This window comes from Achromobacter sp. (assembly GCF_057314935.1).
On the sequence record NZ_DBHKZA010000013.1, the window covers coordinates 17,231 to 38,214 of the forward strand.

The window sequence follows — 20,984 nt, forward strand, 5'->3', positions numbered from 1 at the left end:
TTTTCAGTGTCGACCAGACCCTTGACGAACCATTTCTGCATCAGGATGACGACGAGCGCCGGCGGAATCATGGCCAGCATGGCGGTGGCCATGGTGATGTTCCATTCGGTGACGCTGTCGCCGCCGCTGATCATCCGCTTGATGCCGATGACGACGGGGTACATGTCTTCCTGGGTGGTGACGAGCAGCGGCCACAGGTATTGGTTCCAGCCATAGATGAACTGGATCACGAACAGGGCGGCGATGCTGGTCTTGGACAGCGGCAGCAGCACGTCGAAGAAGAAACGCACGGGGCCCGCGCCGTCGATGCGCGCGGCTTCGATCAGCTCGTCCGGCACCGTCAGGAAGAACTGGCGGAACAGGAAGGTGGCCGTGGCCGACGCAATCAGCGGAAGCGTCAGGCCGGCATAGCTGTTGAGCAGGCCCAGGTCCGCCACCACCTTGTAGGTCGGCGCGATCCGGACTTCGACGGGCAGCATGAGCGTGACGAAGATCATCCAGAAGAAGAACATGCGGCCGGGAAAGCGGAAGTACACGACCGCGAACGCCGACAGCAGCGAGATCGCGATCTTGCCGATGGAAATCGACAGCGCCATGATCAGGCTGACATACATCATGCGGCCGACCGGCGCGCCGGACGAACCGCCGGAGGAGCCGCCGAACAGCGCCTGCATGTAGTTGTCCACGAAGTGCGGACCGGGAATCAGCGACATCGGCGCTTGCGCCACTTCCTGGGCGGTCTGGGTAGACGCGACGAAAGTGATGTAAAGCGGAAATGCCACCATCGCCACCCCGCAGAGCAGAATGACGTGGGCCAGAATATCCAGCCAGGGACGGCGTTCAACCATTGTTATTAGCCTCGAACAAAATCAATACTGCACTTTGCGGTCGACGTACCGGAACTGTACGACCGTCAAGGCAACCACAATGAACATCAGCACAACCGACTGGGCTGCGGACGAACCCAGGTCCAGGCCGCGGAAGCCGTCGCTGTACACCTTGTAGACCAGGATCGAGGTCGACGTGCCGGGACCGCCTTGCGTGGTGGTATCCACGACCGCGAAGGTGTCGAAGAAGGCATAGATGATGTTGACCACCAGCAGGAAGAACGTGGTGGGCGACAGCAGCGGGAACACGATGCTCCAGAAGCGGCGGGCCGGGCTTGCGCCGTCGATCGCGGCGGCTTCGATGAGCGAACGCGGGATCGATTGCAGGCCTGCCAGGAAGAACAGGAAGTTGTACGAGATCTGCTTCCAGACGGCGGCGACCAGCACCAGCATCATCGCCTGGTTGCCGTCCAGCCGGGGGTTCCAGTCCACGCCGGACTTGCGCAACGCAACCGCCAGAATGCCGACGGAAGGGGAGAACATGAACAGCCACAGCACGCCGACGACGGCGGGCGCCACGGCATAGGGCCAGATCAGCAGCGTCTTGTAGAGTCCTGCGCCGCGGATCACGCGGTCGGCCATGACGGCCAGCAGCAAGGACACGCCAAGACCCACCACCGCCACCAGTACCGAGAACACGGCGGTGACGCGGAAGGAATCGAGGTAGGCCTGTTGCGAGAACAGTTCCATGAAGTTGTCGAGTCCGACGAATTCGGACGACAGGCCGAAGGCATCTTCGAGCCGCATGGACTGCCACATGGCTTGTCCGGCGGGCAGGAAAAAGAAGACCACGGTAATGATCAGCTGCGGCAGAAGCAGCAGATAGGGCAAGGTCTTATGCCCGAATACAACGCGTTTTTCCATAGGGGGAACCCAAGGTACAGAAAAGCGGCGGTTGGATTAACCGCCGCTTGAAACCGCTTTCATAAAAATACGATAGGCTTAAAGCCCTAAAAAAACCAGGGCTTTAAGCCTTGCGCTTGCATCCGGCGTCACCGCTAAGTGCTTGTCATCGCATGGAAAATGCCAATTGACAGGCTCGGGGCGGCGACCCGGAAAGGGCGTTACTTTACACTCTTCTCGAACTTCTCCAGCAACTCGTTGCCGCGCTTGACGATGTTCTCGGCGCCGTCCTTGGCCGCAACCTTGCCGGACACGATGCGTTCGATTTCAGCGTCTTCGATTTCACGGATCTGCGGCAGGAAGCCCAGGCGCAGGCCACGCGATTGCGCGGTGGTTTCCACGTTCAACTGCTTCACGCCGACTTCGGTGCCCGGGTTCTTGTCATAGAAACCGTCTTTCTTGGTCAGTTCGTAGGCCGCCTTGGTGACCGGCACATAGCCGGTCTGCTGGTGCCAGCGAGCGGCGATTTCCGGGCTGGCCAGGAACTTGAAGAACGCGGTGACGCCCTTGTAGGTTTCCGGCTTCTTGTTGGCGAAGACCCACAGCGAAGCGCCGCCGATGATGGTGTTCTGCGGAGCGCCTTGCACGTCGGCGTAGTAGGGCACGGTCGAGGTGCCGAATTCGAACTTGGCGTTCTTGGCGATGTTGGCGCGCAGGCCGGACGAACCGGTGATCATGGCGCACTTGCCGCTGATGAACAGCGAGTTCGGCTCGTCGCCGCGGCCGCCGTACATGAAGATGCCTTCCTTGCCCAGCTTGGCCAGGTTTTCCAGATGGCGCACGTGCAGCGGGGTGTTGATGGCGATGCGGGCGTCCAGGCCGCCGAAACCGTTGTCCTTGGTGGCGTACGGCACGTTATGCCAGGCCGAGAACGTTTCCAGCTGGACCCACGACGGCCAGGACGTCGTGTAGCCGCATTCCTGGCCAGCGGCCTTCAGCTTCTGGCCGGCAGCGGCCAGCTCTTCCCAGGTCTTGGGCGGATTGTCGGCGTCCAGGCCGGCCTTCTTGAAGGCGTCCTTGTTGTAGTAGAACACCACGGTCGAGCTGTTGAAGGGCATCGACACCAGCTTGCCGTCGGCCGACGAGTAGTAGCCCGCGACCGCGCCGATGAATTCCTTCGGGTCGATCGGGTTGCCGACTTCTTCGGACATCTGCTGCACCGGCTTGATGGCGCCCTTGGCGTACATCATGGTGGCGGTGCCGACTTCGAACACCTGGAGGATGTCCGGGGCGTTGCCGGCGCGGAACGCGGCGATGCCGGCGTTCATGGACTCACCGTAGTTGCCCTTGTAGATTGCCTTGACCTGGTAGTCAGGGTTCTTCTTGTTGAATTCGTCCACCAGACCGTTCACGCGGTCGCCCAGGGCGCCTTCCATCGAGTGCCAGAACTGGATCTCGGTGGCGGCATGCGCGGAGGCGCCTGCGAAAGCCGTCATGATGGCGGCGAAGGTTAAAGCAATACGATGGGATCGCATGGTGAGGTTTCCTCCAGTTGGGCGTGTTGCGACCGGGTTGTCCGGGCACAGAAAACACGACACCTTATGAATTGTTTGTGACAAAACCGTGACTTTCACATCACTCTAAACGCCTGTCAAATTGCGCGTTTTAGGCGCGAACGAACATTTTCTTTTTTTTCTCCAACGAAGCCGACCGTTTACAATGCTTGGCTATGAAAAACGAACTTTCGATTGCGTTCATTGGCGGCGGCAATATGGCGGCCGCTTTGGCATCCGGACTGGCTGGCAAAGTATGCCCCGCCGGGAACATCCATGTCATTGACATAAACCAGGATGGGCATGCCGCCTGGCAGGCCCGCGGCATGACCACCGCGACGGCCCCCGGCGAGGCCCTGGCGCGGTGCCGCGTATGGGTGTTCGCAGTCAAGCCACAGAACATGAAAGATGTTGTGGCTTCCACACGTCAGTGGTTGCAGGACGACACCTTGGTGGTAAGCGTTGCGGCCGGAATCCGGGCCGACACCCTGGCCGGCTGGCTGGGTGCGCCTGACGCGCCGTTCGAGCGCCTGGTGCGTTGCATGCCGAACACGCCGGCCCTGGTGGGCGCGGGCATCACGGGTCTTGCCGCACTGGACGGCGTGAGCGAAGCCGACCGCGAACTGGCCGCCACCTTGCTGGCCAGCGTGGGGCAGGTGGTCTGGGTGGCGGATGACGCCGCGCTGGACGGCGTGACGGCATTGTCGGGCAGCGGCCCGGCGTATGTGTTCCTGTTCCTGGAAGCGCTGGTGGCAGGCGGCCTGAAGGTCGGGCTGACCGAAACGCAAGCCAAGCAGTTGGCGCTGGGCACGCTGGCGGGGGCCACGAAGCTGGCCGCCGAATCCACCGAGCCCCTGGCGGTGCTGCGCGAGCGCGTCACCTCCAAGGGCGGCACCACGGCTGCGGCCCTGGCCGCGTTCGGCGACGCGGGTTTCGCCGGCATCGTGCAAGACGCGATGGCCGCCGCGGCCCGCCGTTCGCGCGAGCTGGCCGAGGAGTTCGGAAAATGAGCGTGGCAAGCCGGGGCTTTCCGCCCATGAGCCGCCTGCAGTTCGGCACGGCCGTGCTGTGCATGCTGCTGGTGGTGGTGGGCTCGAACATCCTGGTCCAGGTGCCGCTGAACGACTGGTTGACCTGGGGCGGGCTGTCGTATCCGGTGGCCTTCCTGGTGACCGACGTGCTGAACCGCCGCTTTGGTCCGCGCGCCGCGCGCCGCGTGGTCTGGTTCGGCTTCGCCGCCGCGCTGGTGGTGTCGTTCTGGGTGGCGTCGCCGCGCATCGCGCTGGCCTCGGGCCTGGCCTACCTCTGCGCGCAATTGGTCGACATCCAGGTCTTTGACCGGTTGCGGGACCAGCGCTGGTGGCGTGCGCCGCTCGTGTCCGGCGTGCTGGGCGCGATCCTGGACACGGCGGTGTTCTTCAGCGTGGCGTTCGCCGCCACCGGCGCCCCGTGGACGACGTGGATGATGGGCGACCTGGCGATCAAGCTTGTGGTCAATATCAGCATGCTGGCGCCGTTCCGTGCGCTGATGTGGAACCTGGCCAAACCCGCCAACGCCTGATCGCGATCACCGGGTAGGCCACGCGCCAAAAAAAGCGCGCATCGCGGGGGTGAAAACCCGCCGGATGCGCGCTTTTTTATTAACGCGATAATCATTATTCGTAAGTCCTGCGTAAGTACTGTATTTAAATGCGTGTTCGAACAGTGTATTAATTATTTTTCATATACCGCGCCAAGCACAATTCCTTGTCGTGTGCCAATCCATTAATAAGGCGGATTTGCGATTTCTCCAGTGAATTCATGGGCTTGTCACGCTGATCCGTCACGATTAAAGGTTGGCCTGGAAATATTGGGGATTACACGCAGTGACAGTATGGCGGCTTGCTTCCAGAATACCGCCCACACCGTGTTTTTGCCCAAGAAGCCGGCGACGCGCGATACGGATTGCGGGGCACCCACCCGATAACCCGTTTCGATCAGAGCCGCTCAAAACCTCGCTGGAGAACTCCGCATGAAGTTTCTGAATCGCCTTACCCCGGTAGCCATGGCGCTTGGGGCACTTGCCTTGGCTGGCGCCGCGCACGCCGCCGACACGATCAAGATCGGCATTCCCCAGCCCATGACCGGTCCCAACACGCAATATGGCGACCAGATCCAGGCCGGCGCCTTGACCGCCATCGAGACGATCAACGCCAAGGGCGGCGTGAAGGGCAAGAAGCTCGAACCGATCCTGATCGACGACGGCTGCGAACCCAAGCAGGCCGTGCCGGCCGCCAACCGCGTGGTCAACTCCGGCGCCAAGTTCGCCGTGGCCCATGCGTGCTCGGGCGTGACGGTCGCCGCCGTGAAGGTCTACGAGGAAGAGGGCATCGTCGGCATCACCCCGGGCGCCACCTCGCCGCTGGTGACGGACACGATCAAGCCGCATTACTTCTTCCGCACGATCGGCCGCGATGACCAGCAAGGCCCGTACGCCGCCAGCTACATTGCCAAGACGCTGAAGCCGCAAAAGGTCGCCGTGCTGCACGACAAGCAGACCTACGGCTCGGGCGTGGCCACCCAGGTCAAGGATTCGCTCGGCAAGGAAGGCGTTAACGTCGCCATGTTCGAGGGCATCAACGTCGGCGACAGCGACTACTCGGCCATCATCACCAAGCTGAAGTCCGCAGGCGTGGACCTGGTCTATTTCGGCGGCTACCACCCCGAGCTCGGCCTGCTGCTGCGCCAGGCGCGTGAGCAGGGCCTGAAGGTCCAGTTCATGGGTCCGGAAGGCACCGCCAACCAGGATCTGGTGGCTATCGCCGGCCCGGCCATCGACGGCTTGCTCGTCACGTTGCCGGCCGACTTCACCAAGCTGCCGGGCAACGAAAGCATCGTGAAGGCCTTCAAGGACGCCAAGCGCGATCCGGACGGCGCCTTCCAGATGCCGGCGTATGCCGCCGTGCAGATCCTGGCCGACAGCATCAACGCCGTGGGCGAAGATCCCGCCAAGGTCGCGGACTACATGCACAAGACCACCTTCAACACCGGCATCGGCAAGGTCGAATATGACGCCAAGGGCGATCTGAAGAACTTCGAGTTTGCCGTTTACAAATGGGACAAGAACGGAAAGAAGACCCAGCTGTAAACTCGCGATCCCGCCGGCACGGTGCCGGCGTGTAGGGCCTGTCGTCCTCGTTGTGCCGTAATCCGCGTAGCGATGCGCCAAAAGCGCTGTGCGGCCGGCATAAGTTGACGGCAGGCCCTTATAAAATACGCCCAGGTTTCCGGCTCCGGGTCTCTCTACCGGGGCCGGAACCATTTGGAGCAAGAGAAATAATGTCTGACCTCATACCCCAACTTACCCAGCAATTCTTCAATGGATTGTCTCTGGGCGCGATCTATGCGTTGATTGCCATCGGCTACACAATGGTCTACGGCATCATCGGTATGATCAACTTCGCCCACGGCGAAATCTATATGATCGGTGCCTATGTCGGCCTGGTCACCTTGACGTCCATCGGCACCAACAGTGGCTTGCCGGTGCCATTCATCATCGCCGCCATGCTGCTCGTCGCGATCACCGTGACCGGCATCTACGGCTTTTCCGTCGAACGCGTGGCCTACCGGCCCGTGCGAGGCAGCCCCCGCCTGGTGGCGCTGATCTCGGCGATCGGCATGTCGATCTTCCTGCAGAACTGGGTTGCGCTGGGCCAAGGCGCGCGCGACATGGCCGTGCCCTCGCTGGTGTCGGGCGCCGTGCAGTTCCACATGGGATCGGACTTCGACGTGACGGTGCCGTATTCGCGCATCATGATCATCGTCGTGACGGTCGTGCTGATGGTCGGGCTGACACTGTTCATCAAATATTCCCGCATGGGACGCGCCTCGCGCGCCTGCTCGCAGGATATGCACATGGCCAATCTGCTGGGCATCGACACCAACCGCGTGATTTCCTTCACGTTCGTGATGGGCGCGATCCTGGCGGCGGTGGGCGGCGTGCTGATCGCCATCACCATCGGCAAACTGAATCCCTTCATCGGCTTCCTGGCCGGCATCAAGGCCTTCACGGCGGCGGTGCTGGGCGGTATCGGCAGCATTCCCGGCGCCATGCTGGGCGGCGTGCTGCTGGGCCTGGCCGAAACCTTTGCGGCCGCCTATATCTCGTCACAGTACAAGGACATCGTGGCGTTCTCGCTGCTGGTCCTGATTCTGCTGTTCCGTCCCACCGGGCTGCTGGGCAAACCTGAGGTGGAAAAAGTCTGATGTCGAAAAACAATCTTAAAAACGCCACGATGGCGGCCGTGCTGACGGCGGTCATCGTTACGCCGGTGTTCGGCCTGCAACTGATCCGTCAGGGCGCGCGCACGTCGATGGAATCGCACTGGGGGCTGGTGGCGCTTGCCGCGGCCGTGGTGTTCGTGTTCCAGATGCTGCGCCCATGGATCGCCTTGCCGTTCAAGAAGCTCAAGACAGCGTTGCCGACCCTGCCGTCGGCGCCTGCCAAAAGCCACAAGGGGTTGGCGCTGCTGCTGCTGGCGATAGCGGTCGTCTGGCCGTTCTTCGCGGGACGCAGCTCGGTCGACATCGCCACGCTGGTGCTGATCTACGTGATGCTGGGCCTGGGCCTGAATATCGTGGTGGGTTTTGCCGGCCTGCTGGACCTGGGCTTTGTCGGCTTCTATGCCGTGGGCGCCTACACCTATGCCTTGCTGTACCACTGGGGCGGCTGGAGCTTCTGGGAAGCGCTGCCGTTCTCGGGCGCAATGGCGGCCTTGTTCGGGTTCGTGCTGGGCTTTCCGGTGCTGCGTCTGCGGGGTGACTACCTGGCTATCGTGACGCTGGGTTTCGGTGAAATGATCCGCCTGCTGCTGATCAACCTGAATACGCTGACCGGTGGTCCGGACGGCATTTCGGGTATTCCGAAGCCTACCGTCTTCGGCCTGGAGATGACGCGCCGCGCCAGCACGGAAGGGGGCACGACGTTCCATGAGTTCTTCGGCCTGACGTTCCAGAACCAGGACATGGTGATCTATCTGTACATGATGGCGCTGCTGCTGGCGCTGATCACGCTGTTCGTGTCCACGCGCCTGATCCGCATGCCGGTCGGCCGTGCCTGGGAAGCGTTGCGCGAAGACGAGATCGCGTGCCGTTCGCTGGGCTTGAACCCCACGCGCATCAAGCTGTCCGCGTTCACGCTGGGCGCTACGTTTGCCGGCTTTGGCGGCGCGTTCTTCGCGGCGCGCCAAGGCATGGTGAACCCGGAATCCTTCACCTTCATCGAATCCGCGCTGATCCTGGCCATTGTGGTGCTGGGCGGCATGGGCTCGCAGGTGGGCGTGATCCTGGCGGCCGTCCTGCTGACGGTGCTGCCTGAACTGGCGCGCGAATTCGCCGAGTACCGGATGCTGATGTTCGGTCTGGTGATGGTGTTGATGATGATGTGGCGTCCGCAGGGGTTGTTGCCCATGAAGCGTCCCCACGTGGAGCTGTCTAAATGAGCGAGGCATTGCTTAAAGTATCCGGACTCACCATGCGGTTCGGCGGCCTGCTGGCCGTCGACAGCGTGGCGTTCGAAGTCAAATCCGACGAGGTTTTCGCCATCATCGGCCCCAACGGCGCCGGCAAGACCACGGTGTTCAACTGCGTCGGCGGGTTTTATGCGCCGACGGCGGGCGACATCATCATGGACGGCAAGCCGATCACCGGCCTGCCCAGCCATAAGGTCGCGCGCCACGGGCTGGTGCGCACGTTCCAGAACGTGCGCCTGTTCAAGCAGCTGACCGTGCTGGAAAACCTGCTGGTCGCGCAGCACACGCAGGTGGAGTCGCGGCTGTTGCCGGGCCTGTTGAAGCTCAAGGGCTACCGGCAGTCCGAAACCGACGCGCTGTCGCGCGCGGCGCAATGGCTGGACTTCATGGGCTTGCGCGAATTCGCCAACCGCGAAGCGGGCAACCTGGCGTACGGGCACCAACGCCGCCTGGAGATCGCGCGCTGCATGATCACCAAGCCGCGCCTGCTGATGCTGGACGAGCCGGCCGCCGGCCTGAATCCTCAGGAAAAGCGCGATCTGCAGTCGCTCATCGACCAGCTGCGGCGCGAGTTCGGCGTCGCGGTGCTGCTGATCGAGCACGACATGAGCCTGATCATGGGCATTTCCGACCGTATCCTCGTCATGGAGCACGGCAAGCCCATCACGACCGGCACCCCCGAGCAGGTGCGCAACGACGAGCGCGTCATCAAGGCGTACCTGGGGGAGGAATGATGCTTAAGCTGGAAAACATACACACCTATTACGGCGCCATCCAGGCGTTGAACGGCGTGTCGGTGGACGTCAACAAAGGCGAAATCGTGACCTTGATCGGCGCCAACGGCGCCGGCAAGACGACCTTGCTGATGACGGTCTGCGGCAACCCCCGGGCGCGCGAAGGCAAGATCACGTTCGAAGGCGAGGACATCACCAACAAGGACACGCACCACATCATGCGCAATGGCATCGCCATTTCGCCGGAAGGCCGCCGGGTCTTCAAGGACCTGACGGTTGCCGAAAACCTGATGATGGGCGGCTTCTTTTCGAAGCGCTCGGAGATCGAGGCGGGCATCGAGCACGTCTACGGTCTGTTCCCGCGCTTGAAGGAGCGTTCCAGCCAGCGTGCCGGCCTGATGTCCGGCGGCGAACAGCAGATGCTGGCCATCGGCCGCGCACTGATGACGCGTCCGCGCCTGCTGTTGCTGGACGAGCCCACGCTGGGCCTGGCGCCGCTGGTGATCGCGCAGATCTTCGACATCATCCGCGAGATCCGCGAACAAGGCGTGACGGTGTTCCTGGTGGAGCAGAACGCGAACAAGGCGCTGGGCGTGGCCGACCGCGGTTATGTGCTGGAGAACGGCCGTGTCGTGCTGCAAGACACGGGCGCCAATTTGCTGGTCAATGATCAGGTCCGCAAGGCTTACCTGGGCGGCTGACGTTCAGAACCATATTCCCCGCGAAGGGAAATTGGGGCGCATCGAAAGATGCGCTTTTTTTTCGCGGGTAGGTGATGGGTTGCGCGCGCGCGTTTTCGGGGTTCGTGTCCACGGCGTCTCGCGCCCAACCCATCAGGCCGCGATCAACTGCTTGGCCAAATCGGCTTCGTAATGCGCAATGGCGGCGCGGGCCAACGCGTCGATCGAATCCGTCAGCGTCACGCCCAGGCTCGGGCGCAGCGCGTGCGGCACGGCCAGCGGCAGTTCGGTGCAGCCCAGCACCACGGCGTCGGCGCCGCGCGCTTTCAGGCGGGCGATGCATTCCGCGGCGGGCGCGAAGGCGGCTTCCAGCTGGTTGCCTTTGACCGCGCGGATCGAACCCATGCAATAGCGCTCGACTTCGTCGTCGTCGGGCACGATGCACTCGTAGCCTTGGGCTTCAAGGTGCTTCTGATACAGCCCCAGCTTCAACGTGGCCGCAGTGCCCATGAGGCCGATGCGGCCGCGCGGCAGGCCGAGGCGCCGCAGGTCGTCGATGACGGCCTGGATGATGTGCAGCACGGGCAAGCCGGTGGACGCGGCGATCTCGTCGTACCAGAGGTGGGCCGTGTTGCAGGGAATGGCGATCAATTGCGCGCCCGCCTGTTCCAGGAAGCGCACGCCCTCGACCATGTGGGGAAGGGGGCTTTCGCCGCCCGCCATGTAGGCACTGGAGCGGTCGGGGATCCGGGGGTCGTTGCGCAGCAGCGTGGGGATGTGTTGCTGGTCGATCGCGGCGGGCGTCAGCGCCGCCAGGCGAAGGGCGAAAGCCGCACCGGCCATGGGGCCCATGCCGCCCAATACACCCAGGTAGCAGCCCTGGGAAAACGTCTTCACTTTATAAACTCCGAGGTAATGCGTCGCCGGGCGTCAGGACCTGGCCCGGGCGTTCAGCGCTGGTCCGCTCCCCGTCCCACACCGGTTTGCCGTTGACCCACACCGCGTGGATGCCCTGGCTTGCCTGAATGGGAGCTGAAAAAGTGGCCACATCTGTCACCGTGGCGGGATCGAACAGCACCAGGTCAGCATGATACCCCTCGCGCAGCAACCCGCGCTCGGCCACGCCATATTGGTCCGCCGCCAAACCCGTCATCTTGTGGATGGCGGCCTCCAGCGACAGCAGTTGCTGTTCGCGCACCATCGTGCGCAGCACATTGGTGAACGTGCCCCATTGGCGGGGGTGCGGATGCGGGTCGAAGGGCAGCCCGTCGGACCCGACCATGGTGAGCGGGTGCGTGAAGATCCGGTTGACGTCTGCGGGGTCCATCAGGAAGTAGATCGCGCCTGCCGGGGCCAACCGCGAGACGGCGGCTTCATCGTCCAGGCCGAGTTCCTGCATGACTTCGCTGAAGTCGCGGCCGGTGGCTTCGGGGTAGCCCTTGGACCAGGTGATCATCGTGCGGCTGGCCAGCCGCGCGCGGTCCAGCCGCAGCATGGTGGAGGTGGCGGGGTAGGGGTGGCAGTCCAGGCAGACCGGCTGGCTGGCGGCCGCGCGGCTGATCAGGTCCAGGGTCTCGCGCGTGCGGCCATGGTTGCGTTCGCCCGCGAGCTTGTGGTGCGAGAACACCACGCGGCAGTCCAGCTCGCGGCCGATCAGCAGCGCTTCTTCCATGGCCGGCACGATATGGTCGGCCTCGTCGCGCAGATGCGTGGCGTACAGGCCGCGCCGGCCCGCATCCCGCAAGTCCTTCAGCGGGCGGCAGACGTCGATGATCTCATCGGTGGGCGCGGCGCTGGCCGGCGGATAGAACGTGCCGGTGGATACGCCGAAGGCGCCGGCGTCCAGCGCTTCTTGCATCAGATCGCGCATGGCGGCGCGTTCGCTGTCGTCGGCGGCGCGCGACGTGTCGTCCATGACGGCGACGCGCAGCGTCGTATGGCCGACCAGCGGGATGACGTTCACGGCGGCGGGCGTGGCGCGCAAGGCGTCCATCCAGGCTCGGAACGTGCCGAAGCGGAACAGCTCGGGCGGGCCCAGCAGGTCCAGCGGCTGGGGGATGGCGTCGCGCTCAAGCGGCGCCAGGCTGATCCCGCAGTTGCCGGTGACGACGGTGGTGATGCCTTGCGATACCTTGGGCAGCATGTCCGGATGCGCCAGCAGGTAGCCGTCATCGTGGGTGTGCGAATCGATGAAGCCGGGGGCGAGGACCTGGCCCCGGCCGTCGATCACAGCGACGCCCGCGGGATGGGCGAAGTTGCCTACGGCCACGATGCGTTCGCCCAGCACGGCCAGGTCGCCCTGCCGGGCGGGCCCGCCCGAGCCATCGATAAGCGTGGCGCCCGCCACGATGAAGTCTGCCTGCAAGGTGCGATCCGTCATGGGGCTGCTTAATCCAGTTTCTCGATGCCGGCGGTTTCGATGATCTTCTGCCATTTGGCCGTTTCACGATCGATCAGCTGCTTGAACTCCTCGGGCGAGCCCGTGGCGGGCACGGCGCCCAGCGTGGCCAGGCCGGTGCGCACGTCGGGCGCCTGCAGGGCCTTCTGGATGGCGGCGTTCAGCGTGGCCACTACGTCGGCGGGCGTGCCCTTGGGGGCGACCACGCCGCCCCAGGCGACCGTTTCATAGCCTTTCAGGCCGGATTCGTCCAGCGTCGGCACGTCGGGCATCAACGACAGGCGTTTCAGGCTGCTCACGCCGATGGCGCGCACCTTGCCGCTCTTGACCAGCGGCGTGGCTTCGGAGGTGTTGACGAACAGGTAGTCCAGGCGGCCACCCAGCAGGTCCTGGATGGCGGCGGGGCCGCCGTTGTAGGGGATGAACATCACATCGAGCTTGGCCATGCTCTTGAAGAGTTCGCCGCCCATGTGGCCCGTGGTGCCGACGCCCGACGCGCCGTACGACAGGCGGCCGGGCTGCTTGTGCGCCAGGTCGATCAGGTCCTGCACGCTCTTGACGGGGGAGTCGGCCGGCACGATCAGCGCGTTGTACAGGTCGAACATGTGGGCCACAGGCGTCAGGTCCTGGTCCACGTCGTAGGGCAGGCGCTTGAACAGCGAACGGTTCACGGCTAGCGTGTTGATGTTGCCGTAGCCCACGGTGTAGCCGTCGGCGGCGGCGCGCTTGACCAGCGCGATGCCGATGTTGCCGGCGGCGCCAGGGCGGTTTTCGACGACCATCGTGGCGCCCGTGTCACGGGCCAGCTGCGTCGTGATCAGGCGCGACAGCACGTCGGGAGACCCGCCTGCCGCCGACGGCACGACGAAGGTGATGGGCTTGTCGGGATACGGGCCGGCGACGGCGGTGCCGATCAGGGCGGCGCTGACGGCCAGCGCGGACAGACTGCGGAAAAAGTTGCGGTGCATGGTGGTATTCCCCTTGTTTTGTTGTCTTGAGGGGCGCAGATTACACCCGCATTGCGGCGCTGCATCATCGAAAAATGTGGCAATCCTATAATCCGCCGTTATCGATCAAGGGGAAGAAAAGTGGATGCGGATGCCTATGCCGACGAGGTCGGGCCCAGTGCAGGGCGGCCGTTGAACCTGCGCCAGATCGAGGTGTTCCGGGCGATCATGATGTCCGGCTCGATCAGTGGGGCGGGGCGCATGCTGCACGTGTCGCAACCGGCCGTGAGCCGGGTGCTGGCCTTGACGGAAAGCCGGCTGGGTTACCGGCTGTTTGAACGGGTGAAGAGCCGGCTGTCGCCCACGGCCGAGGCGCGCAGGCTGTATGCCGAAGTCGAACAGGTCTACGGCGGCATCCAGCGGGTGAACGACCTGGCCGCCAGCCTGGGGCAGTCTGGCGCGGGCATGCTGAAGATCGTGGCCAGCGCCAGTTTCGGCCAGCGCCTGATTCCGATGGCATTGGAGCGCTTTCGCGGGCGCAATGCGGATGCGCGGGTGGACTACCGCAGCGTCACGTTTGATGAACTGGCAGCCTACTTCCTGTCGGGGCAGGCGGACATCGGCATTTCCATGCAGCCGCCCGACCATCCGAACCTGACCTCGGTCCGGCTGGCCCAGGTGCCGGTGGTCTGCGTGATGCCCAAGTCCCACCCCTTGGCCACTCATGAGGTGGTGCGACCCGAGGACTTCGCGTCCGCGGCATGGATCGGCTATCCACGGGATACGCCGCTGGGGCGGGCGTTGCAGCCGTTCTTTGGCGACGGGCCTCGATGCGCGGCGGCGGTCGAGGTGCATTCGCCCGTGACGGCCTGTTCGTTCGTGCAGCAGGGGTTGGGGCCGGCGCTGGTGGACGCGTGGTGCGTGACGCCGGATCAGGCGGCGCACATGGTGCTGCGGCCGATCGAGCCCCAGGCCTGCGTCGAGATCTGGGCCACGCATTCGAACCTGAGCGCGCCGCCCTTGCTGGCACGGCGTTTTTTGGCCGCGGTGAAGAAAACGCTGGAAGGGGTGGCGCAACCCGGGCTGGCCGGCGCGCCGGATGAGGACTGAATCAGTCAGGCCGCCCGAGCGCGACGGACGCGGGCGGTGGCGGCGGGCCGCCGCCGCCCGGTGGGGCCTTACAGCCCTTCGGCCTTCAGGGCGGCCTGGACGCCCTTGTCGGCCTCCATGCGCTTGAAGAATGCCGCCAGATTGTCCTGGCCGGACAGGTCGACTTCCTTGGCATGCGCCCAGCGCAGCACGACGTACAGGTAGGCGTCGGCGATGGAGGGCGCGTCGCCCGTCAGGTACGCCTTGCCGGCCAGTTGCGCGTCCAGCTGCGAGAACAGCTTCGTCAGCAGCTTGGACGCGGAGCCCGCCAGTTCCTTCTGCGCGCCTTCGTCGCCCAGGAAGCGGGACGCGCCGAAGATCATCGAGAAGGTCTTGTGGATATCGGAGTTGATGAAGCCGAGCCAGCGGCGCACGTCGGCGCGCGAACGCGCGCTGCCGTCGCCCAGCAGCTTGCTTTGCGGCGCCTGTTCGGCGATGTATTCCAGGATCGATGCATTCTGCGTCACGGCCCAATCGCCGTCGACCAGCGCGGGCACGGCACCCAGCGGATTCACTTTCAGAAAGTCTGGCTCCTTGAGCGCTTCACGGCTGAGCTTGTGCGTCTCGTAAGGCTTTCCGACCCACTCCAGGACTATGTGGGAAGCGAGCGAGCACGCGCCGGGCATGTAGTACAGTTTCATGTGATGGAGTCTCCTGAGAGGAAGGACGGGAGACGCCCGTCCCTGGGCGCTATGGTACGCCACACGCGGTGCAGTCCGCGCCATCTTGTCATGCCATCCGTGCCCGCATTCAACCCAGTTGCCGCCGGAGATGTCCATGCAGTCACGCACCGCCGCGAGCACGCGCGCGATTCCCCTGTTTGTTTCTTCGTTGCTGGTTGCCGCGGGCGCCCTGTACGCGGCCGCCCCTGCGCGCGCCGCCCAGGAACCGCCGTCGGTCGCCGCCCGTGTCACGCCTGTCGTGGGCGGATTGGATCACCCTTGGGCGATGGCTTTTCTGCCTGACGGCGGCGTGCTGATCACCGAGCGGCCCGGAAACCTGCGTTTGCTGCGCACGCCGGGTGGCCTGTCCAAGCCGCTCTCCGGCGTGCCCAAGGTGGCCGCTTCGGGCCAGGGCGGCTTGCTGGACGTGGCGCTGTCGCCAGACTTCGCGACCGATCGTTATGTGTATTTGTCCTACGCGGAGTCCGACGGGGACAAGAGCGGCACGGCTGTCGGCCGGGGACGCCTGTCTGAAGACGCAACGGGCTTGCAGGATTTCAAGGTGCTGTTCCGCCAGGCGCCCAAGCTGTCTTCGGGCCTGCATTTCGGGTCGCGTCTGGTGTTCGACGGCAAAGGGTATCTGTTCATCTCGCTGGGCGAGAACAACCAGCGCCCGACCGCGCAGGACCTGGACAAGCTGCAGGGCAAGGTGGTGCGGCTGAAGGCGGACGGCAGCGTGCCGCCCGACAATCCCTTTGCCGGCAAGGCCGGCGCCCGGCCCGAGATCTGGTCATATGGGCATCGCAACCCGCAGGGCATGGCGCTGAACCCCTGGTCCGGCGACTTGTGGGAAAACGAACACGGGCCGCGCGGGGGCGACGAGATCAACCTGATCCAGCCCGGCAAGAACTATGGCTGGCCCTTGGCGACCTACGGCATCAACTATTCGGGCCAACCCATACCCGAGGCCAAGGGCGAAACCGCGCCCGGCACCGAACAGCCGCTGTTCTGGTGGGCCAAATCCCCCGCGATCAGCGGCATGGCGTTCTACAACGCGGACCGCTTTCCGGCGTGGCAGAAATCCGTGTTCATCGGCGCGTTGGCCAATCAGAACCTGATTCGCCTGACGCTGGATGGCAATCGGGTAGTGGGGCAGGAATGGTTGCTGGTTGACCGCAAGAGCCGGATACGCGACGTGCGGCAAGGGCCGGACGGGTATGTGTATGTGCTGACCGACGCATCGCCCGGCCAATTGCTGCGGATCGCGCCGGCCGAATCGGGAGGGTGAGCGATGAAGACCTATGAACTGATCGGATCCGCGGGCTGCGGCTCGGCCGTGGTGGAGATGGCGTTGGTGCTGGCCAACGTGCCGCACACGTTGACCGATGTGCCGTATCTGAAACCGGGCCCTGAGCGCGACCGGCTGTTGCACCTGAACCCGCTGGGGCAGGTGCCGACGCTGGTCACGCCGGACGGCGAGGTCATGACGGAAAGCGCCGCGATGATCCTGCACCTGCACGACGTGGCGCCACAGGCGGGTCTGGCTCCCGGGGCGGACAAGCCCGAGCGTGCGCGTTTCCTGAATCTGCTGCTGCGGCTGGTCGCGGCCATCTACCCGACCTTCACCTACGGCGACAATCCGCCCCAATGGACCAGCGAAGGCGCGGCCGCCGACCTGTTGCGCGAGCGCGTGCATACGCGGCGGGCGGAATTGTGGCAGGAACTGGAACGCCAAGCCTGCGCGCCCCACATGCTGGGCCGCCGGTTTTCCGCGCTGGATCTGTATGTGACGGTCATGACGCATTGGCGGCCAGGGCAAGCCTGGTTCGCCTCGGTCTGCCCGGCGTTGACCGCCGTGGCGCGAGAAGCGGCGCTGGAGCCGAACGTGGCGCGGGTGCTGCGCCGGAATTTCCCGCCGCCGACCGAATAGGCGCGACGACGGGAGCGCTGGCGCGGCGCTATGCCTTGCCGCGCCGCTTGCCCTTTGCCCGCGCTTCGCGCACGGCGATGTAGACGCCGCTGCCCGCGATGAACAGGGCGCCCAGATAGGCGTAGGCATCCGGCGCTTCGCGCCAGAAGATCCAGCCCAGGATCGTGGCCCAGATCAGGCCGGTGTAGTCGAACGGCGCCACGACCGAGGCCGGACCGATGCGGAACCCTTGCGTGATCAACGCCAAGCCCAGCGTGCTGAACAGCGCCACGCCGCCGAAGTAGGGCAGGTCTTCCATCGCCGGCGTTTCCCATACCCAAGGCAAGCCGACCGCGCTGCACACGAGTTGCCCCAGCACGATGTAGAACGTGGTCGTCAGCATGCCCTCGGCGCGGCTGATGCCGCGCGCCGTGATCATCATGACGGCGTACAGCAAGGCGGTGGTCAGCGGCAGCAAGGTGGCGGGCTGGAAGGCCGCCGACCCCGGACGCACCACGATCAGGACGCCGGCGAAACCGGCCAGCACGGCCAGCCAGCGCTTGCCGTCCACGCGCTCCTTCAGGATCAGCACCGACAGCGCGGTGACGAACAACGGCGCGGCAAACGCGATGGCGGTGGCTTCGGCCAGCGGCAGCGCGCGCAAGCCCAGATAGAAGCAACAGGCGGACACCACGTTGATCGCGCCGCGGGTCAGGTGCAGGCCCGGATGGGTGGTGCGCAGCACGCGCCGGCCGCCCAGCCACAGGGCGAGCGTCATCACGAAGGGCAGGGCGATCAACGCGCGCAGGAACAGGATCTGCAGCGGGTTGTAGTGGGCGCCCAGCCACTTGGCGTTGGCGTCGCTGAGCGTCAGGAAAAAGATGCCGCCCACCACGCAGGCGATGCCTGCAGCGGCGGAATGGTCCCGGGCGGCGGGTAATACGGTCGAGGAAGACATCTGAAACCTGCAAGGGCGGCGGTTCCTGCCGCCATGGGGAAAGGGGGGAATGCGCGCCGGCGGGGTCAGCCCTGGGCGCGGTAGGCGGCCAGCGCCACCATGGCCCAGGCCGCCAGGAAGGCGGCGCCGCCGATGGGCGTGACGGCGCCAAGCCAATGGGTGCCCGTCAGCGACAGGAGGTACAGGCTGCCCGAAAACAGCACGATGCCCGCGAACATGACGAGGCCGGCCGCCGAAAGCATCGGCGACCCGAAACGGGCGCCCAGCAGCGCGATGATGAACAGGCCCAGGGCGTGGACCAGGTGGTACATCACGCCGGTCTGCCAGACGGCGAGCAAATCCGGGCTCAGCATGCGCTTGAGTCCATGCGCGCCGAAAGCGCCGGCGCCCACCGCCACCATGAGGTTCAACGCCGCGAGTATCGTGAGCTGCCGGTCCGTCATTGCCTGTCCTTGTCTGTGATCGTGTGTAACGCCGCCTATGATATGCCCAAATCCGGTGCATGCCGGCGGCTCGCGCGCCCCGCCAGGAAGTCGCCTTGAAATTGCCATTCCAAATGGGATATTATAAATTCTGTTTGGAAATATCTGGGGGCATCATGACTATCGCCATCGTTGGAAAAGCGGCCGACAAGCGCGGCGCTTCCGCCAAGCGCCCTCCGCGTCACGCGGCGGCCCGGGCCAAGCAATTGTTCCTTGAACTGGTGGACAGTCCGCTGAGCGACATCGCGCGCGACGTGCGCCGGGGCCTGCCGGCGCAAATGGTCGACGACGCCGCCGACTTCCTGCAAGTGCCCAAATCGGAAATCATGGCCATCACCGAGGTCAAGGCGGCGTCGTTGTCGCGCTGGACCCGCGAAGGCCAGATGCTGCCGCTGGGTGAATCCGACCGCCTGGCCCGCGTGGCCCGGGTGGCGCGCGTCGCCCGGCAGGTGCTGGGCAGCGATGAAGAGGCGGTGCTGTGGTTGAACACGCCGGTGCCGGCCCTGGGCAACGTCAAGCCCTTGTCGCTGCTGACGTCGGACGCCAGCAGCCGCATTGTGGAAGACACCCTGGCGCGCGCGGCAGCCGGCGTCTACGCATGACGGAGTTCGTCTCGTTGTGGCGCATCGGCACGACGGCCGGCAAGTACCGCGCCGACGACCTGAGCGGGGCAGGGGCGGCCGCGGTGGGCGGCCGCTACAACAGCCCGGGCACGGCGGTGGTGTATGCCTCGTCCAGCGTGGCGCTGGCCGTGCTGGAGACGGTCGTGCATTTCGCGGCCCGGGCGTCCGAACAGGCCAACCGGTATCTGATCGAACTGGCGGTACCGCGCGCCATCCATGAGGCCCGCCAGGTCCTGACGCTGGGCCAATTGCAAGAAGACTATCCCTTTTGGGAAGCGGTGCCGTTCGCCGAGGCCTCGCAGGCCGTGGGCGACAACTGGGTCGCATCCGGCGTGTCGGCGCTGCTGGAACTGCCCAGCGCCATCGTGCCGTACCGCGGCGTGCCGGACTGCAATCTGCTGATCAATCCGGCGCATCCGGATGCGGAACATATCGTGGTCGTCCGGCGCGAACGGTTCATCTACGATCCGCGCTTGCGGCCCGGCTGATCCAGCCCGGCCGTCTGGCGCGGCTGACGCGCGGCCTTGACGCGTCAATCCACCGTCAGCACGGCGCGGCCCACCACCTTGCCGGCCCGCAGCGCGGACAGCACGCTGTCGGCCTCGGCCAGCGCGTGGCGATGCACCGGCATCGGCGGCACCTTGCCGGCGCGCACCAGTTCCATCAGTTCTTGCAGTTCGGTCAGGTTGCCCACGTAGCTGCCGATGATGGACATGGCCTTCATGGGGATCAGCGCGATCGGCCACGACGAAGCGCCGCCGAACAGGCCCACGATGATCAGCTTGCCGCCCTTGGTCAGGAAGTCGAACGCGAGCGACGTGGTGGCGGGCGCGCCCACCAGGTCGATCGCCGCCTGGACGGGTTTGCCGCCGGCGGCCTTGATGATCTGCTGCGCGGCGTCGGGCACGGCGCCGTCGATGGCGGCCAGTGCGCCCGCATCCAGCGCGGCCTGGCGCTTGGCGGGATCGATGTCGACCACGATGGCGCCCGCGCCACCCAGCGCCTTGATCAGGGTCAGGCTCATCAGGCCCAGGCCGCCGGCGCCGAAGATCACGATCGGATGCTCGCGATAGATGTCGGCGCCGATTTTCTTGAGCGCCGAATAGGTGGTCAGGCCCGAGCACGCGTACGGGGCGATCTGCGCCGGGTCCAGGTCGCCGATGTCGATCAGGTACTTCGGGTGCGGAACCACGATGTGGTCGGCGTAGCCGCCGGCGCGGTGCACGCCCAGGCACGCGGGCGCGGAGCAGTGGTTTTCCATGCCCGATACGCACGACGGGCATTTGCCGCAGCCGATCCACGGATACACGAGGTAATTGCGGTCGCCCGAAAGGCCCGAGGCGTCGGGGCCTGCCGCCACGACGGCGCCCACGGTTTCATGGCCCATCGTCAGCGGCAGCGACACGCCGCGGTCCTTCAAGGACAGCGTGCGGCCCTGGCCCAGGTCATAGCCGCCTTCCCACAAGTGGATATCGCTGTGGCAAACCCCCGCCGCACGGACCTTCAGCAGCACCTGCGTCCCTTGGGGGGTGGGCGTGGGCTGATGCATTTCCTGCAAGGGTTCGCGGAAGTTGACGACGCAATAGCACTTCATGGGATGTCTCCTTTAGTGATTCTTATGGCCGGGGCACTGCGGGGGGCGCTACTTC

General features: G+C 65.0%; 22 protein-coding genes. 12 read left to right on the top strand and 10 right to left on the bottom strand.

Annotation, left to right across the window (positions count from 1 at the left end; translation table 11 throughout):
* The 3 genes from ugpE to ugpB form a co-directional block, all read right to left on the bottom strand.
* Positions 1–848, bottom strand: an 848-nt coding sequence (ugpE, locus tag ACO6D5_RS06800; RefSeq protein ID WP_485824967.1) for a sn-glycerol-3-phosphate ABC transporter permease UgpE, incomplete at its 3' end; no start/stop codon positions are given.
* 21 nt (positions 849–869) lie between these two features.
* On the bottom strand, positions 870–1,751 hold the full coding sequence (gene ugpA, locus ACO6D5_RS06805) for a sn-glycerol-3-phosphate ABC transporter permease UgpA (protein ID WP_006219636.1): 882 nt from the start codon (positions 1,749–1,751) through the stop codon (positions 870–872).
* 200 nt (positions 1,752–1,951) lie between these two features.
* Positions 1,952–3,265, bottom strand: coding sequence for a sn-glycerol-3-phosphate ABC transporter substrate-binding protein UgpB (gene ugpB, locus ACO6D5_RS06810; RefSeq protein ID WP_006222172.1), 1,314 nt, complete (start codon positions 3,263–3,265; stop codon positions 1,952–1,954).
* A 194-nt stretch (positions 3,266–3,459) separates the two neighbouring features.
* On the opposite strand from ugpB, the gene proC reads away from it, so the two are divergent.
* From proC to ACO6D5_RS06845, 7 genes are all read left to right on the top strand, one after another.
* Positions 3,460–4,293 (top strand): pyrroline-5-carboxylate reductase, encoded by an 834-nt coding sequence (proC, locus tag ACO6D5_RS06815; protein WP_485824968.1) that lies wholly within the window; start codon positions 3,460–3,462, stop codon positions 4,291–4,293.
* Entirely contained in the window at positions 4,290–4,844 is a 555-nt protein-coding gene (locus ACO6D5_RS06820) for a queuosine precursor transporter (RefSeq protein ID WP_315847137.1), read from the top strand. Before proC ends, ACO6D5_RS06820 begins: the two co-directional genes overlap by 4 nt.
* A 450-nt stretch (positions 4,845–5,294) precedes the next feature.
* Positions 5,295–6,410: a high-affinity branched-chain amino acid ABC transporter substrate-binding protein gene (locus ACO6D5_RS06825; RefSeq protein ID WP_006222169.1), complete on the top strand. Its 1,116-nt coding sequence runs from the start codon at positions 5,295–5,297 to the stop codon at positions 6,408–6,410.
* A 191-nt stretch (positions 6,411–6,601) separates the two neighbouring features.
* Positions 6,602–7,528 (top strand): high-affinity branched-chain amino acid ABC transporter permease LivH, encoded by a 927-nt coding sequence (gene livH, locus ACO6D5_RS06830; RefSeq protein ID WP_006222168.1) that lies wholly within the window; start codon positions 6,602–6,604, stop codon positions 7,526–7,528.
* The gene (locus ACO6D5_RS06835; protein ID WP_315847136.1) at positions 7,528–8,763 is read left to right on the top strand and encodes a high-affinity branched-chain amino acid ABC transporter permease LivM; all 1,236 of its coding nucleotides are present in this window, start codon (positions 7,528–7,530) and stop codon (positions 8,761–8,763) included. Before livH ends, ACO6D5_RS06835 begins: the two co-directional genes overlap by 1 nt.
* Positions 8,760–9,527 (top strand): high-affinity branched-chain amino acid ABC transporter ATP-binding protein LivG, encoded by a 768-nt coding sequence (gene livG, locus ACO6D5_RS06840; RefSeq protein WP_006222166.1) that lies wholly within the window; start codon positions 8,760–8,762, stop codon positions 9,525–9,527. The genes ACO6D5_RS06835 and livG overlap by 4 nt, the downstream gene beginning before the upstream one ends.
* Positions 9,527–10,228 (top strand): ABC transporter ATP-binding protein, encoded by a 702-nt coding sequence (locus tag ACO6D5_RS06845; RefSeq protein ID WP_006222165.1) that lies wholly within the window; start codon positions 9,527–9,529, stop codon positions 10,226–10,228. Before livG ends, ACO6D5_RS06845 begins: the two co-directional genes overlap by 1 nt.
* Before the next feature lie 132 nt (positions 10,229–10,360).
* Here ACO6D5_RS06845 and cuyB read toward each other — a convergent pair whose 3' ends face one another.
* Genes cuyB through ACO6D5_RS06860 form a run of 3 tightly spaced genes read right to left on the bottom strand, consistent with a single transcriptional unit; the run spans position 10,361 to position 13,573 of the window.
* Complete coding sequence (gene cuyB, locus ACO6D5_RS06850; RefSeq protein WP_315847135.1) at positions 10,361–11,104, bottom strand: cysteate racemase; 744 nt, start codon at positions 11,102–11,104, stop codon at positions 10,361–10,363.
* A 1-nt stretch (position 11,105) separates the two neighbouring features.
* Positions 11,106–12,587 carry an N-acyl-D-amino-acid deacylase family protein gene (locus tag ACO6D5_RS06855; protein WP_485824969.1) on the bottom strand — a complete coding sequence of 494 codons (1,482 nt, stop codon included), beginning with the start codon at positions 12,585–12,587 and terminating at the stop codon, positions 11,106–11,108.
* A gap of 8 nt (positions 12,588–12,595) precedes the next feature.
* The gene (locus ACO6D5_RS06860; protein ID WP_315847133.1) at positions 12,596–13,573 is read right to left on the bottom strand and encodes a tripartite tricarboxylate transporter substrate-binding protein; all 978 of its coding nucleotides are present in this window, start codon (positions 13,571–13,573) and stop codon (positions 12,596–12,598) included.
* A 120-nt stretch (positions 13,574–13,693) separates the two neighbouring features.
* Between ACO6D5_RS06860 and ACO6D5_RS06865 the strand changes: the two genes are divergently transcribed.
* Positions 13,694–14,662: a LysR family transcriptional regulator gene (locus tag ACO6D5_RS06865; RefSeq protein ID WP_485824970.1), complete on the top strand. Its 969-nt coding sequence runs from the start codon at positions 13,694–13,696 to the stop codon at positions 14,660–14,662.
* A gap of 68 nt (positions 14,663–14,730) precedes the next feature.
* Here the strand turns inward: ACO6D5_RS06865 and ACO6D5_RS06870 are convergent, their stop codons facing one another.
* Positions 14,731–15,342 carry a glutathione S-transferase family protein gene (locus tag ACO6D5_RS06870; protein WP_315845989.1) on the bottom strand — a complete coding sequence of 204 codons (612 nt, stop codon included), beginning with the start codon at positions 15,340–15,342 and terminating at the stop codon, positions 14,731–14,733.
* A gap of 136 nt (positions 15,343–15,478) precedes the next feature.
* On the opposite strand from ACO6D5_RS06870, the gene ACO6D5_RS06875 reads away from it, so the two are divergent.
* Positions 15,479–16,651, top strand: a complete 1,173-nt coding sequence (locus ACO6D5_RS06875) for a PQQ-dependent sugar dehydrogenase (RefSeq protein ID WP_315845988.1) — start codon at positions 15,479–15,481, stop codon at positions 16,649–16,651.
* A gap of 3 nt (positions 16,652–16,654) precedes the next feature.
* The gene (locus ACO6D5_RS06880; protein WP_485824971.1) at positions 16,655–17,293 is read left to right on the top strand and encodes a glutathione S-transferase family protein; all 639 of its coding nucleotides are present in this window, start codon (positions 16,655–16,657) and stop codon (positions 17,291–17,293) included.
* 28 nt (positions 17,294–17,321) lie between these two features.
* Here ACO6D5_RS06880 and ACO6D5_RS06885 read toward each other — a convergent pair whose 3' ends face one another.
* Positions 17,322–18,230, bottom strand: a complete 909-nt coding sequence (locus tag ACO6D5_RS06885; RefSeq protein WP_315845986.1) for an EamA family transporter — start codon at positions 18,228–18,230, stop codon at positions 17,322–17,324.
* Between the two features lie 65 nt (positions 18,231–18,295).
* Positions 18,296–18,673, bottom strand: coding sequence for a DUF423 domain-containing protein (locus tag ACO6D5_RS06890; protein ID WP_485824972.1), 378 nt, complete (start codon positions 18,671–18,673; stop codon positions 18,296–18,298).
* A 155-nt stretch (positions 18,674–18,828) separates the two neighbouring features.
* On the opposite strand from ACO6D5_RS06890, the gene parS reads away from it, so the two are divergent.
* Positions 18,829–19,314, top strand: coding sequence for a type II RES/Xre toxin-antitoxin system antitoxin (gene parS, locus ACO6D5_RS06895; RefSeq protein ID WP_006222155.1), 486 nt, complete (start codon positions 18,829–18,831; stop codon positions 19,312–19,314).
* Complete coding sequence (locus ACO6D5_RS06900) at positions 19,311–19,823, top strand: RES family NAD+ phosphorylase (RefSeq protein ID WP_006222154.1); 513 nt, start codon at positions 19,311–19,313, stop codon at positions 19,821–19,823. The genes parS and ACO6D5_RS06900 overlap by 4 nt, the downstream gene beginning before the upstream one ends.
* A gap of 44 nt (positions 19,824–19,867) precedes the next feature.
* Here ACO6D5_RS06900 and ACO6D5_RS06905 read toward each other — a convergent pair whose 3' ends face one another.
* The gene (locus ACO6D5_RS06905) at positions 19,868–20,929 is read right to left on the bottom strand and encodes an alcohol dehydrogenase (protein ID WP_485824973.1); all 1,062 of its coding nucleotides are present in this window, start codon (positions 20,927–20,929) and stop codon (positions 19,868–19,870) included.
* Positions 20,930–20,984: the final 55 nt, after the last annotated feature.